This window comes from Desulfovibrio sp. (genome assembly GCF_034006445.1).
In the GTDB taxonomy this organism is placed as follows: Bacteria; Desulfobacterota; Desulfovibrionia; order Desulfovibrionales; family Desulfovibrionaceae; genus Desulfovibrio.
The window spans coordinates 60,103-73,979 of record NZ_JAVESS010000008.1 but is presented as its reverse complement, the minus strand read 5'-3'; the positions used below and the strand labels follow the sequence as shown (position 1 = coordinate 73,979).

Below are 13,877 nucleotides of genomic sequence, written 5' to 3'. Positions count from 1 at the left end.
CACAGTTTTTTGACTAAACACACAAAAATTTTTATATAAACAAAAAATGCCAATGTGCTTCCTGTGCAACTTCGTCCGAAACATCCCACGAGGCGGCCATGCTGGATACCATTTTGAAGGGGTGCACCGATCTTTCACAGCTTTTGGACTTTTTTCGCCTGATTTTTGACGTCAATTTGATTGGGGTTACCATTGTTCGGGAAGATGGTGTTATCATTTACTATAATGATGCCCAGGCACGAATTGACGGACTTTCGCCGCAGGACGCGCTCGGTAAGCAGATATGCGACGTTTATCGCTTCACGCCCGAGGACAGTCCTACCATGCGGGCGCTTCACACCGGCTCTCCGATTTTCGACAGTGTGCATTTGTATCGTACCCGACGCGGCAAACTGGTTAATTCTTCCAACAGTATTTATCCGCTGTGGAACAACGGCGTCCTTCTGGGGGCGATCTGCTTTATCCAGAGGTACCCCTGTATCGGCCTGCAGTCAGAAGGATGGGCCCCCGAGGCAACGGATGGGATGGGGAATGCCCCTGATTGCAGGAAGGAACAAGAAAAAAGGCATTATACATTTGAATCCCTGATCGGCGAAAGCCACGCGCTGCTGGAGGTCGCTTCGCTGGCAAAGAAGGTTTCCACCAAGTCTTCTTCTGTCATGCTGATAGGCGAAACCGGCGTGGGCAAGGAGATATTCGCCCAAGCCATACATTACGCAAGCCCACGCCAGGCAAAGCCCTACACGGCCATAAACTGTTCAGCCGTGCCGGAAACGCTGCTTGAGGGCATCCTTTTTGGCACCGTCAAGGGCGCGTTTACCGGCGCCGTGAACCGGGTTGGCCTGTTTGAAGCCACGAATGGAGGCACCCTGTATCTTGATGAAGTCGATTCAATGCCTGTGTCCTTACAGAACAAACTGCTCCGGGTTCTCCAGGAGCGCATGGTACGCCGGGTAGGTGAAGAGCATGAGCGCCCCATAGACGTGCGCATCATCAGTTCCGTCTGTAAAAATCCCACGGCTCTTATTGAAGATGGCCACTTGCGCCAGGATTTTTATTATCGGCTTGGCGTGGTCAAAATCATGATTCCTCCTCTTCGCTTCCGGATGGAAGATATTCACCCTTTGGTGCAGCATTTTATGCGGTTTCACAGCGGCAGGCTGGGGGTGCCCCAACCCCTGGTCACTCCAGAGGCCATGTCCGTACTCTACGCCCACAATTGGCCCGGAAATGTACGCGAACTGGAGCATGTCATAGAGGCCAGCCTGGTTCTGGTTGACCCTGGTGATAATCTTGAATCATGGCACCTTTATAATGCTGTGCCGGAGTTCGCCTCTTCATCGCCGCCACTGTCAGCCACAACGCCATGGCTGGCAGTCCAGGGCGCTGCCCGTGAAACGGCGCCCGGTTCCGGTCGCGCCGCGCCTTTAGAACGGCCGCCCTCGTTCGCGGAACCTTGCGCCTCCGCTCCTTCCACAACACGTCCTCAGATGACCGCAACCGTGACGACCGATACGGCGCGTGAAGCCGGTTCAAGCCTGCCGCGACAAACCATGGACATTGAAGAGACCGCCATCAAGAAAGCCCTTGCAACCTCGGCGGGCAATGTTGCCATGGCCGCTCGACTTTTGGGAATATCTCCGCAGCTTTTGCATTATAAAATCAAGAAATACGCAATCAGCAGGCAGGCCTTTCTGCCAAAACAGTATTAATTCAGGTTGATTTTTACGTATATGTTCGCAAAAGGGCAAAACGCCACGCACATGTGAACAGCGCAATAATGACGGGGTATTAGCGGCGATGTCGCAGCCACCATCTTGCGGCGCGGCGTCTGTCGGCCCGTCGGGCCTTCCCCGTGAGCGCGAAACTGTCAGGCCGAAAGTTGCCCAGGAAAGGCGCCCTATCGAGCAGTGCTCTTCCCACCTTCCCGCGTTCCCGCTTTTTCGTCCCCCCTCTTCCCCCTGCCCCCTGCCGCGCTTCAGTCATGTGCTGCAATGACGGCAAGCGCCACAGCCGATGTTCACAAATTTTTTCAAGCACACAGTATTTTTTGTAAACAGAAAAAATATTGTGTGATTGAAAAATGCGTAGGCCCGTATGGTATCTTCACCTGGTTAACACACTATAACATTTTCGCATTGAGAATATCCATTCTCAATGTTTCCAAGACGCCCGCTTCGGCGCGTAACAGCGCAAATACATTGCGCTTGTGCCGCCACAGCGGGCATCTGTTCACGCAGCCGCCAGAGCAATTTCAAAGTGAAATTGCTCTGGAAAAACAGTCTCTATTTTTTTTCAGCGGGGGGATTTTTTCTGGCATGCTGTTTGCTCTTCTTTTCACAGGCACAGATACACTTGCAGCTACCAGGAAAATCCCATGCGTAAGCCAGCACTTTATATACCCGGCTACCGGGCGCTTTCCAGCAACACATGCCATGTGCGTACGCGGCTTTTCGCCCCTCTTGTCCATCTCTGGAGCAGCACAGAGCCATCCTCGCATTCCTGAGTCACAGAGCGTGCGCGTCCGGGGGACGCACTCCGTCAAAACCTTACCCTCTCCCTCTTTTTGAGAACGCCCTGGGGCGGAAATAGTACGAATGCCCGTTGTCTTTTCGGGCAGAACATATGTTCAGCAGCTACCCCAAAAAACGGCATGACCGCGTGGTGCGCCACACGGTCATGCCGTTTTTTGGGGTCTAGTCGCGTGACTGATGCCGGGGCTTTGCCTCGCGCCTTTTTCACGCTCACCGTTCACCGGCGGATAAGGAGGGCGAGAGAACGCTGAGATCGTGATCGTATGTCGTGTTCTGTAACCGCAAATGGAGGAACCAGATGAAACTGGAACTGCACAAGATCGCCGTCAAAGACGCGCAATGGGGCGACAAGACCCATGCGGACGGTGGGGTGCTCTATGTAAATAAGGAAGAGGCCCTTGCTGTTGTGCTGCAGGAGAGTCAGTTCGTCACGGCCGAGCTGGACATCGCCCGGCCGGGAGAAAGCGTGCGCATCATCCCTGTGAAGGACGTGATCGAGCCGCGCGTGAAGATGGACGGCAACGGGTATTTTCCGGGCTATTGCGCACCCATGTCCAGAGCGGGAGAAGGCGCTACCCTGGTGCTTGACGGCGCAGCGGTAGTGACTTGCGGTCCTATCGTGGCCTTTCAGGAAGGTATGATTGATATGTCCGGCCCTGTGGCGGAGTACACGCCGTTTTCGAAAACCATCAACATTGTCATGAATGTTGAACCCGTGGAAGGCATTGACCCGCACGAATATGAAGAGGCCCTTCGTAAAACCGGGCTGCGGCTCAGCGTATACCTGGCCAAGGAGTGCCTGGGCACAAAGGCTGACTCCATAGAAGTGTATGAAAAGCACTCTGTGGTTGAAGAGAGCGCCAAATATCCCGACTTGCCCAAGGTCCTGTATATATGCATGTCCATCACGCAAGGCCTGCTTCATGACACGTACGTGTATGCCTCGGATTTGCGCCCCTCCCTGCCGACCCTGCTGCATCCCAACGAAGTCCTGGACGGTGCCGTGGTGTCCGGCAACTGCGTGTCCGCGTGCGACAAAAATACCACCTATCATCATGTTCACAACCCGGTAGTCACCGAGCTGTATGCGCGGCACGGCAAGGAAATCAACTTCCTTGGCATGGTGCCTGCCGTTGAAAGCACCATTCTTGCGGGTAAGCAGCGCGCGGCAATGATGAACCTGACCCTGTCCAAGGAACTCGGCGCTAACGCGGTGATCATCACCGAAGAGGGCTACGGCAACCCTGACACGGATTTTTGCCTTAATGCCAAGCTGCATGAAGATGCGGGCATCGTGGCCATTGTCATTTCCGACGAGGCCGCCGGCATCGACGGCAAGAGTCAGAGCACTGCGGACGCCACCCCCGAACTTGTGTCCTTTGTATCGACCGGCAACGTCAATGAAATGCTTGAAGTGCCCAGCATGCAGAAAGTTATCGGCGACGCCCGGGCCATAGCCAATCTTTCCGGCGGCGCCGCTGAGAGCCTGCGCCCGGACGGCTCTATGTACATCGAGCTGCAGGCCATCATTGCCTCCACTTGCGAAATCGGATTCAGCCGCAACAGTTGCGAGTGGATATAGGGAGGATACGATGCAATACAGAATAGTGCATTACATAAATCAGTTTTACGCGGGCAAGGGTGGCGAAGACAAGGCAGACCACAAGCCTGAGTCCGTCCCCAGCCCCGTGGGCCCGGGATCTGAAATTACCCGCTTGCTCAAGGAGGCCGGAGGCGAGGGCGAAATCGTCGGCACAGTGATTTGCGGTGACTCATACTACGGTGAAAATATTGAAGAAGCGCGCGCGACCTGCCTTGCGTTGATTGAAGCGTTCAAGCCCGATCTGCTCATTGCCGGCCCTGCGTTTAACGCAGGCAGGTACGGTGTGGCCTGCGGCGACATCGCTTCAGCAGCCGGAGAAAAATTAGGCATTCCCACGGTTACGAGCATGTTCAAGGAAAATCCCGGGTTGGAGCTTTACGGCAAGGGTTGCTATGTCGTGCCCAGTTCAGAAAGCGCCCGCTCCATGAGAAAAGACCTTGCGGCCATGACCGAACTCGGCCTTAAGCTGGTGAAAAAAATTCCCATGGGGCCGGCTCGTGAAGAGGGCTACTTCTCCCGGGGCATCCGCAAGTGCTTTTTCAAGGAAAAGACAGGCGCGGCCAGAGCTGTCGATATGATGCTGGCCCGTTTGAGAGGCGAGGAGTTTCATACCGAATACGAAATGCCGGTATTCAAGAAAATTCCGCCTGCACTGCCTGTCAGGGACATAAAGAACGCAACCATCGCCATCATCAGTTCCGGCGGCGTGGTGCCCGTAGGCAATCCGGATCATATCCGCGTGTCGTCCGCCGACAGTTTCGGCTCATACAGTATTGCTGGCATCAATGATCTCACGCCGGAAAATTATGAATCCATCCATGGCGGATATGACAGGGCCATGGCCGCCATAGACCCGGACTGCATCGTGCCTGTGGATGAACTGCGCAAATTGGAAAAAGAAGGCGCGTTCAAGAAGCTGCACGATTTTTTCTATACCACCACAGGTACGGGCACCAGCGTGAACAACGCTGAAAAGTTCGGCCAGGAAATCGGCGAGATTCTGCGCAATGCGGAGGTGGATGCGGCCATCCTCACATCTACGTGAGGAACGTGCACTCGATGCGGTGCATCGATGACGCGTGAAATAGAACGTGTGGCGAATATTCCTGTGGTGCAGATAGCGACAATTGTCCCCATCATGCTCACTGTGGGCACCAACAGAGTCGTGCCGGGCGTGGCCATTCCTCACCCCGTGGGGGACCCCCGCAAAGGGCCGGAAATTGATCATACGCTGCGACGCAACCTGTTATTGAAGGCGCTTGACGCCATGCAGACCGAAATCCAAGAGCAGACCATCTTTGAATAGTATGTGTTGACCTGGCGGCGGCCCCTTGGGCCGCCGCCGCTGTTTTCACAGAAAACGTCGCGGAAGGCTCTCAGTCAGAAAAAAACGGCGATATCCGGAAACAGGCCCATGGCGGATTGAAAAAGCGGTGCTTTGCCGGGAGTGAAATGCCGGGCGAGCCTGTAGGGAGGCTATATGGAATACGTGATACTTACCAATAACAGCAGTATTGGCAGTGAATTGCCCGGGTTTGATATTGTTCGCGTCTCAGGAGGTCTGACGGCCATATATCAGGCCCTGTGCGATCATTTGCAAAACGGGCATGAAATCATATCCGTCCCCCTTCCGCCCAATGTTCCTCTTATTCGTTCTCCAATTAGAAGCGTCATTTTGCGTAAGACAAAACGCAAATATGATTCACATGGTCTCATAGCCGTGGAAAAAGCGCGGGAGAGAACAACAGTGCTTGGTGTCATCGACAATGAAAATACCAGGCAGCACATTGAATTCATTGATAAAAGCCGCCTGGATCGCGCCATCAGACAGTTGGCGGAACTGGATAGTGAACGCGGCTAGAGCAATTTCACTAGCGATGCTGTCGCCAGCCGTAAGGCTTCTTTGTCGCCTAACGGCTGCCGCTTGAAATTGCTCTGGCGGCTGCGGGCGTCTTGGAAGCATTGAGAATGGGTATTCTCAATGCAAAAACGCTCTGGAAGCGCGGCCGTTTTTTCTGCTGCCCCTGGTAAAATTCCCGCGTCTCTCGCGGGATATCCGCGAGTGATCACGGAGGCCACTTCGAACATGGCGGGCCATTGTGGCTTTCACCCGCGCATGGGGCGGCTGTTGAGGATTTTTACGGACTGTTGCCTTCATCACCCAATATGAGCCTGAACATGTCTTTTCCACATTGGAGAATTGTCCACATAAGAAGCAAAATATTAATCCACAAAAGGAAAAACAATGGATAAGCGTACTGGTATAAAGCAAACGTTGCTGTTGACAGGCGCAATAATTGGCCTGCTTGTTGGATCAGGAATATCAACAGGGCAAGAAGTTTTGCAGTATTTTACTCCATATGGCCTGTACGCGTTTTTGGTTGCTGGAGTGTCAGCGCTGATCATCATTATTGCAAACTACGGGTTTGCATATGCTGGATTTCACGGTAACTTCAAAAAAGGAAGCGAGGTATTTGCCTTCTACTGTGGGCCAGTTATTGGGAAGATATTTGACTGGTTTACGGTTTTGTTTTGCTACATGTCGTATATTGTTATGGTCGGTGGCGGCAGTTCTACGTTGAATGAACAGTTTGGTCTTCCGATCATTTTTGGCGGTACTATTATTATGGTATGCGCTGGAGGAACCGTAGCGATCGGGTTGAATTCGATAGTGAACATTGTGGCCCGCATTGGGGTTTTAAAAGTCGTTATGGTTTCGACGGTGTGCCTTGTATCGCTTATATGCCATATTGAATCCCTGCCGCAAAACCTCAGCAGAATCAGCTCCAGCGAGCTGCCCCTGCTGAAAGCCGCTGACACCTGGCTCTTTTCTGGCATTTCATATGGCGGGTTCTGCATATTATGGCTGGCGAGCTACGTTGCGACGTTGAGCACAAAAGTAGACTACATGACCTTGCAACGAGGCAGCGTATTCGCCGCCATTATTCTTGTATCCATGTGCCTGGTTATCGGGTTCGCCCTGACCGCGAACATTGACAGTGTTTATAGTTTGCAGATTCCCAACCTTTTTCTGGCCAAGCAGATATGGATGCCGCTCTCATATTTTTACAGCATGATCACTTTTCTGGCGATCTATTCCACTGCTTGCCCACTTCTGTGGACTGCTTCATCCAGATTTTGCGTAGAGGGCACGGTAAAGTTCAAGCTTGTCACAATCGGTCTGGCCGCAGCCGGGCTCCTTATCGCCATGTTCACGCCTTATAACATACTGATAAACTACATCTACGTGCTGAATGGCTATCTGGGGTCGGCGTTTATGATTATCATGATTGTCAGGCTTGTCATGATAAAGATGAAGGTGAGGAGCTCCCAGTATAACACACAATAAAAGTCGAGCCCGCAAACGGCCGCCAGCCATGCCGGGGGGATATGGGCCAATACGGCTCTCATACCAACTGTTCCCTGAGCTGAACGCCAGGCTCCGGGTCGCTGCAGAGATGATACCTTTGCCCGCTCAAGAGGCTGTGCCGGGCAGGGTATGCCCATGCAGGGTATGCCCGTAATGATGGAGTCCCGCGCGCGTCTTTTCAACGCGCGCGGGACTCTTGCCCTGTGGGTGGGGGGGAGGCGGGCTCAATTATAGGCTATATTTGCTGTTTTCCGCGCGCATCTTGCTCACTGCGGCCACCAGCGCGTCCACATTCAGTACCATTTCCATCATGCTGATCTGCTCTTCCCACTTGGCGGGATCGGCAGCGGCCTTCATTTCCGGCTCAAGCACATGATATACGCAGAGTCCCAACGGGACTCCAGCCAGGGATCCGGCGTAGGTGGGGTCGCCCAGGGTGACTGTTTCGGCATAGATTTCCGCCCCTTCAGGGTCGGAAGAGCCGAGAACAACCACGACGTTCTCACCACCAAACTTCTCAGCCGCGTCCTTGACGCGCTGCTGATTTTCCAGATCCATGGCTCCTGCGGCCGTTCAAACGAAGCATTCGGTGGCGGAGAACAGGATCTCCGCTCCCGAATCGGCGAAGACGTCCGCCATGGCGGGGCCGGGTACACCGTCCCTTTCGCCAAGCAGCAGAAGCTTCTTGCCTTCGAGCTTAGCCATTGCTTTACTCCTTGTGATTATGGGCTTTTTGTCGAACGGGCCAATGCGGCGGCCCGTTGTCCACGTTATTCTCGCGCGGCCCTGCCCGTGACGGAACCAGCGCGAAAGCTGACAAGTGCCTACAGCAATTTTTCCGTCTCGGCCTTGATGGCCTCAATGGAAACAGCGTCGCCGGACACGCGCGACACGCATTCCCCGCCCTTGTAGAACAGGATGGTGGGCACGGCCATGACGCGCAGGCTGATGACCAGGCGGCGGTTTTCCGCCACGTTGAGCTTGCAGAATTTCACCTTGCCGTCATATGCGGCGGCCAGCTTTTCCACTTCGGGCATCAGGGCCAGGCAGGGGCCGCACTGCGGGCCCCAGAGGTCAACCACGCAGGGCATGGCGCTTTGCTGTACTTCGGCCTCAAAATTTTCTTTATCAACAATAATCATTTCCTACCTCGCTTGCTTGCGTACGATTACAATGTACCGATAAAGGCGGGCCGGGGGCTGTGCCGGACGCTTTGGCACAGGCGGCCCGCCTGTCGGAGGATTATATGTATCCGGCGGCTTTCAGGATTTCACGGGCCTTCTCAAGATGGGTCACAGCCAGCTTGACCACAGGTCCGGTGCAGCCCATGGCCGCCTCGGCGTAGATGTTTTCCTTCCACAGGCAGTGTACCGCCTGCTCAAGGTCCAGCACGTCAATGCCGTGGATCTCTTCATCCGTGGGTTCGGCGGGCGGGGCCTGCACGGTTTCGGCCGAGGCCACCCCTGCAGCCTTTTCAAAGGCGGCCAGTTCATCGTCCAGCCCGGCGGCCCTGGCCCGGCGCAGTTCTTCGGCCACCACGTCGGGCAGGTTGCCGCGCACGGCAGCGGCCGTATAGGCCAGAGCATTGGCCATGACCGGAGCGCCCGAAGCGCGGGAAACGATGCTCACCACCCGGTTCCAGCCTTCGCCCACAGAGGGGCCGTAGCCCCAGCCCGTGGTTTCGTAGGCTCCGCCGGAGGTAAAGGCGCTGAAGAGCTTCATGAGTATATTGCCCGTGAGCGTGTCCGTGACGCACACGTCCACAGCGCCAGCCAGAAGGTCGTTGCCCCGCAGCAGCGAACCGCCGTCGCCACGGACGCTCTGTCCCAGGCGCAGGTCGTAGCCGCGTTCCGCCATGCGGTTCAGCGCCCGCAGCACCTGCGGGGCCGCGTCCACATTGAGCACGCCCACAGCGGGGGACGTAAGACCCATGGCCCTGGCCACAGCCATGCCCAGCACGGCGTTGCGCAAGAGTGCCTGCTGCCTCTGGGCCGCGCTCATGCCCGTGGTGCAGGCCACAAACATGGCCTTGCCGAAAGCAGGAGTCAGAACGCGGCCCACCGTGGTCACGCCCAGGGGGAAGGGATAGTGCAGGGCCACCGCGCCCTGGATATGGCCGTCTTCCAGGGCTTTTTCCATCCCCGCAGCCAGTTCATTGCCTTCGCAGCCGGTTTCGATCCAGTCCATGCCCGCAGGCACGAGTCCCGCAGGCCGTGGCCCCACGCCGACCACGGTCAGTGCGGCGTCCTCCTTCATGGCCACAGCCGCCGCCGAGAGGAATTCCGTATCCGAATGCTCGCCGCCAGCGGCCATGAGGCCGATGCGGCACGGCGCGCGTCCACTGCGCGCCCGCGTGACCAGATCCTCAAGGGCCTTGCCGAGGATGGCCCGCCTGTCGTTTTGACTAGCCATACGCCTGCCTCCTACTGACCCTTTTGCAGGTTGGCCGCCACGTCGCTCAGGGCTGTCAGCAGCAGTTCGGTCACATCCTGCTGGCTGACGTTCTGCGCCTGTGCCGCGCTCGTGCCGGGGGCTTCCATAATAAAGGAAGCGCCGTCGGCCAGGTTGGTCAGGCGGCCCAGGAACAGGCTACCCTTGCCTATGATCATGGCGCGCTTGATGCGGCCTTGTTTGATATCTTCAATGGCGTGGCCCACATAGGGTACGCCGGAGGGGATGTGCCCCTGGATGGGGGCAAAGCCGGGCATGCCGTGTTCCGCCACAAACTTGGGGATGTCGGCCCGATCTATCTGCCCCTTCATGACCGCGAGGGCCGCGATCATCTTGTAGTTGGCCTCGGGCACGTTGCCCGCGCCTGCGGGCAGGGTGACTTCGGCGTTGTGCAGTTCAGGGGCGTACTTGTCCACATCCGTGAGTTTCAGGCCCACGCGGGACAGGGGCTCAAAGGTCAGGGCCGAGGTGATGGCCTGGGGCGAAGCCCCCGCGCCCACCGAATGCTTGCCGATGCCTTCCAGCCGCATGACCGGGGTCTGGCCGTCGTCGGGGGTCAGCAGCAGGGCGAAGCTGCCGATGCAGTTTTCAAGCGGAACAAAGCCCTTCTTGATATGGTCGCGGGCGTTCATGTAGAGCTTGGGCACAGAGCCGCCGCTGACCACGACCACATTGGGCCGCACGCCGCTGGCCACCATGCCTGCCGAAGTGATGAGGGCGGTCACGGGCCCGGCGCAGAAGCCGCGCACGTCAAAGCCGCTGGCATTGACGCACTCGGCTATTTCGGCCAGGGCCTTGGCCATGTTGCCGCCGCCGCGCTGCATGGAGTCGCCCACGGCTTCTTCGGAGCATTCCACCACAAAATCCACGTCGGCAGGAGCCATGCCCGCATTCTTGATGAGGTGCAGCAGGGCCAGCACGCCGCTGGCCTTGCTGGCCAGATTTTCCAGCATGACCCCGGCTTCCAGGTTTTCATCCGTATCGTGGGCCCGGCGGCAGCAGGCCACCAGGGCGTTTTCAAAGTAGAGCGGCAGGGCGTGCTGCTTTTCAATGACTTCCAGCAGTTCGGCTGCGGGCCTGCCTTTTTCCAGACGGGCCAGCTGCTTTTCGCCCATGACTGGGTTGCGAGCCAGCTTTTCGGCTACTGCCGCGGCAAAGCCCTGCTCCAGCCAGATAAGGTCAAAAACGTCGCAAATATCCATAAGCCCGATGAACTCGTCTTCGGGCATGATTTCGCCAAATTTTCCATAGCGTTGCGGATCGCCCAGATTGTCGATCCAGGGGGTTGGGGCCTGTTCCAGTTCGTCGAGGCTCATGCCGCCCACATAGGTCTTGTTGGGGGCGTAGGCAGCGGCCTGTTCCCAGGTCTGCGCGTGCTTGGGCAGTTCGCGCAGAAATTCCGAATCGGGCTTGGAACGGCGTTCCTGAGCGGGAGTGCCGCCATAGTGCAGGGCCAGTTCCGGCGCGAAGTTCAGGCAGTATGCGGCTGCCTTGATGCCAACAGTTGTCATGTCGCTATCCTCCTGCGCCCTTAGTGTTGTAGATACGCGTACGCCGCCATGGCGGCCCGCGCCCCGTCGCCCGCCGCCGTCACCACCTGCCGCAGCGAGGTGTCGCGCACGTCGCCAGCGGCAAAGATGCCGGGTACCGAGGTCTGCAGCTTGCTGTCGGTAATGATCCAGCCAGCGGGGTCGGTTTGCAGCAGGCCGTGCAGGTATTCGGCATTGGGCAGGGTGCCGATGAAGATGAACACGCCGCTCAGCGGAATTTCGCGTTTTTCTTCGGTTTTCACATTGCGCACCACGATTTTTTCCACCATGTCGCTGCCTTCGATGGATTCCAGCACGCTGTCCATGACGGGTACGATCTTGGGGTTGGCCATGGCGTGTTCCACCACCAGCTTGTCGGCCCGGAACTCGTCGCGGCGGTGCACAATGTAGACCTTGGAGGCAAAGCCCGTGAGGTAGCAGGCTTCTTCAACGGCGGTGTTGCCGCCGCCAATGACGGCCACTTCAAGGTCTTCAAAAAAGGCGGCGTCGCACACGGCGCAGTAGGAAACGCCCATGCCCGTATATTTCTTTTCGCCGGGGCAGCCCTGCTTGCGAAAATAGGCCCCGGTGGCCACGATGACGGCCCCGGCGGCGATTTCGCTGCCGTCCTTGAGAGTTATGATCTTCTGGTCGCCGCGCACTTCGAGCTTCTGCACCGAAGCCGAACGGAACTCGGCCTTGAAAAATTCCGCATGGGCGCGAAAGGCGTCGGCCAGACCCGTACCCGTGCCGTCGATGATGCCGGGGTAGTTTTCCACCCTGCTGGTGGTCAGTATCTGCCCGCCGGGGCGGCCTTTTTCCAGCACAAGAGTGTCAAGACCGGCGCGCTTGCCGTAGATGGCGGCGGAAAGACCCGCCGGGCCTGCGCCGATGATGACCAGTTCACGCTTTTCCATAAAAACTCCTTGTGGGTGGGCCGCCTGCGGCTGAGGCGTGTAGTGCGCCACCCGGCAAAAGCTGCTGCGTTTTTATCCGTTTTCCGCTCCGGCAGACCGTGTGGGGGGGGGTAAGTCCACGGCCCGCCGGAGCGTTACCGGGGGGGGGTTAAAATACTGTCTGTCCGTCCACCTTGGTGGTCAGCGCCTTGAAGGCCTTGAGCACCAGTTCGCGGCGAAGGTGCTTTTCTTCAGCAGGGGACAGTTCAGGGTTGCCCAGGGGGTAGGGTATGGAGACCGTGGGCACGATGCGGTTGGCCCCGATGCTCAGGGAAATGGGAACAATGGTGCACATGTGGACCACGGGCACATCAGCGGCCTCTTCAATGGCCTTGGCGAGCGTTGCGCCGCAACGCGTGCACGTGCCTCACGTGGAGGTGAGGATTACACCATCCACATGTGCGGCCTTGAGTTGTGAGCCTATTTCGGTGCCGAACTTGCGGGAGTTGGCCACGGAGGTGCCGTTGCCCACCGTGGTGTAGAACACGTTGTAGAGCTTGCCGATCTTGCCTTCCTTTTCCAGATCGCGCAGCACGTCAATGGGCAGCACGCGGTCGGGGTCCTGGTTGGCATAGGTCTGGTCGTAGCCGCCGTGGGCGGTCAGGTACTTGCCCTTCTCAAGATCATTGACGCCTTCAATGCTGTACGCGCCGTAGTTCTGCGCCGAGGAGGCGGCGATGTGGTCGGGGTTGCCTTCGGGCACAATGCCGCCAGAGGTGACCAGGGCGATGGTGGCCTTGCTGAGGTCGGCGATGGCCGGGCGGGGCTCCACACGGTCAAAGATGGGCATGGCGTATTCCGTCTTGAACGGTTCGCCCTTGATCTTCTTGATCAGCATGCGCACAGCGCGTTCCGCGCCGGGTTCTTCGTAGAACATGTTCTTGCGGATGCCCTTGGGGAAGATGCCCTCGGCCTCGGGATCGGCTATTTCTTCGCCGCGCAAAAGCTTGAGCATGGCCGCAGCCATGGCTGGCACGGCCTTGGCCATGCCTCGGGCGCTGTCGGAAGTTTCAATGATGGTCACTTCCTTGCGGTACAGATCAACGCCAGGGCTTTCACGGTACATGCCGCTGACCACAGGCAGCCCCAGCTGCTTGTTGACAGCCGCGCAGACAACGCCGCAGGCCGTGCCGTAACGCCCGGCATTAAAGGCAGGCCCGGCGATGACGCCGTCCGCGCCAAAGCGCTTCACGGCTTCCACCATCTGGGCGGCCACCTCGTCCAGGTGGTTGGCGCAGTAGTTGTCGCCGCAGATGAACGTGGCGACTATTTCGGCCTGGTTGCCAAGGGCAGCCTTGAAGGCCGCGCCGGGGCCCACGATGCCTTCGCGCACTTCGGGGGTTATGTCGGCCTTTTCTTCACCGCCGATACCGGCAAAAAACTGATTGATATAGTGTATTAGCTTGTACGCCATGATAATCTCCTGCTCCTTGA

At 57.4% G+C, this 13,877-nt stretch carries 12 protein-coding genes; 6 read left to right on the top strand and 6 right to left on the bottom strand.

The window, feature by feature from the left end; all coding sequences use genetic code 11:
- Positions 1-98: 98 nt before the first annotated feature.
- The 6 genes from RBR41_RS08885 (at position 99) to RBR41_RS08860 (ending at position 7,486) form a co-directional block, all read left to right on the top strand.
- The gene (locus RBR41_RS08885) at positions 99-1,712 is read left to right on the top strand and encodes a sigma-54 interaction domain-containing protein (protein WP_320352217.1); all 1,614 of its coding nucleotides are present in this window, start codon (positions 99-101) and stop codon (positions 1,710-1,712) included.
- Between the two features lie 282 nt (positions 1,713-1,994).
- Positions 1,995-2,570 carry a hypothetical protein gene (locus RBR41_RS08880; RefSeq protein WP_320352216.1) on the top strand — a complete coding sequence of 192 codons (576 nt, stop codon included), beginning with the start codon at positions 1,995-1,997 and terminating at the stop codon, positions 2,568-2,570.
- 262 nt (positions 2,571-2,832) lie between these two features.
- Positions 2,833-4,116, top strand: coding sequence for a glycine/sarcosine/betaine reductase component B subunit (locus tag RBR41_RS08875; RefSeq protein ID WP_320352215.1), 1,284 nt, complete (start codon positions 2,833-2,835; stop codon positions 4,114-4,116).
- Positions 4,117-4,126: 10 nt separating this feature from the next.
- A complete protein-coding gene (locus RBR41_RS08870; protein ID WP_320352214.1) occupies positions 4,127-5,443 on the top strand; it encodes a glycine/betaine/sarcosine/D-proline family reductase selenoprotein B in 1,317 nt (438 codons plus the stop codon).
- 174 nt (positions 5,444-5,617) lie between these two features.
- Positions 5,618-5,998 (top strand): hypothetical protein, encoded by a 381-nt coding sequence (locus RBR41_RS08865; RefSeq protein WP_320352213.1) that lies wholly within the window; start codon positions 5,618-5,620, stop codon positions 5,996-5,998.
- Between the two features lie 384 nt (positions 5,999-6,382).
- The gene (locus tag RBR41_RS08860) at positions 6,383-7,486 is read left to right on the top strand and encodes a hypothetical protein (protein ID WP_320352212.1); all 1,104 of its coding nucleotides are present in this window, start codon (positions 6,383-6,385) and stop codon (positions 7,484-7,486) included.
- A gap of 249 nt (positions 7,487-7,735) precedes the next feature.
- On the opposite strand, the gene grdA is transcribed toward RBR41_RS08860, so the two are convergent.
- The 6 genes from grdA to grdB form a co-directional block, all read right to left on the bottom strand.
- Positions 7,736-8,212: a glycine/sarcosine/betaine reductase complex selenoprotein A gene (grdA, locus tag RBR41_RS08855; protein WP_320352211.1), complete on the bottom strand. Its 477-nt coding sequence runs from the start codon at positions 8,210-8,212 to the stop codon at positions 7,736-7,738.
- 119 nt (positions 8,213-8,331) lie between these two features.
- The gene (locus tag RBR41_RS08850) at positions 8,332-8,649 is read right to left on the bottom strand and encodes a thioredoxin family protein (protein WP_320352210.1); all 318 of its coding nucleotides are present in this window, start codon (positions 8,647-8,649) and stop codon (positions 8,332-8,334) included.
- A 100-nt stretch (positions 8,650-8,749) separates the two neighbouring features.
- The gene (gene grdD, locus RBR41_RS08845; RefSeq protein ID WP_320352209.1) at positions 8,750-9,919 is read right to left on the bottom strand and encodes a glycine/sarcosine/betaine reductase complex component C subunit alpha; all 1,170 of its coding nucleotides are present in this window, start codon (positions 9,917-9,919) and stop codon (positions 8,750-8,752) included.
- A gap of 11 nt (positions 9,920-9,930) precedes the next feature.
- On the bottom strand, positions 9,931-11,469 hold the full coding sequence (gene grdC, locus RBR41_RS08840) for a glycine/sarcosine/betaine reductase complex component C subunit beta (protein ID WP_320352208.1): 1,539 nt from the start codon (positions 11,467-11,469) through the stop codon (positions 9,931-9,933).
- A gap of 20 nt (positions 11,470-11,489) precedes the next feature.
- A complete protein-coding gene (trxB, locus tag RBR41_RS08835; protein ID WP_320352207.1) occupies positions 11,490-12,404 on the bottom strand; it encodes a thioredoxin-disulfide reductase in 915 nt (304 codons plus the stop codon).
- Positions 12,405-12,552: 148 nt separating this feature from the next.
- Positions 12,553-13,857 carry a glycine reductase complex selenoprotein B gene (gene grdB, locus RBR41_RS08830; protein ID WP_320352206.1) on the bottom strand — a complete coding sequence of 435 codons (1,305 nt, stop codon included), beginning with the start codon at positions 13,855-13,857 and terminating at the stop codon, positions 12,553-12,555.
- Between the last annotated feature and the right edge of the window lie 20 nt (positions 13,858-13,877).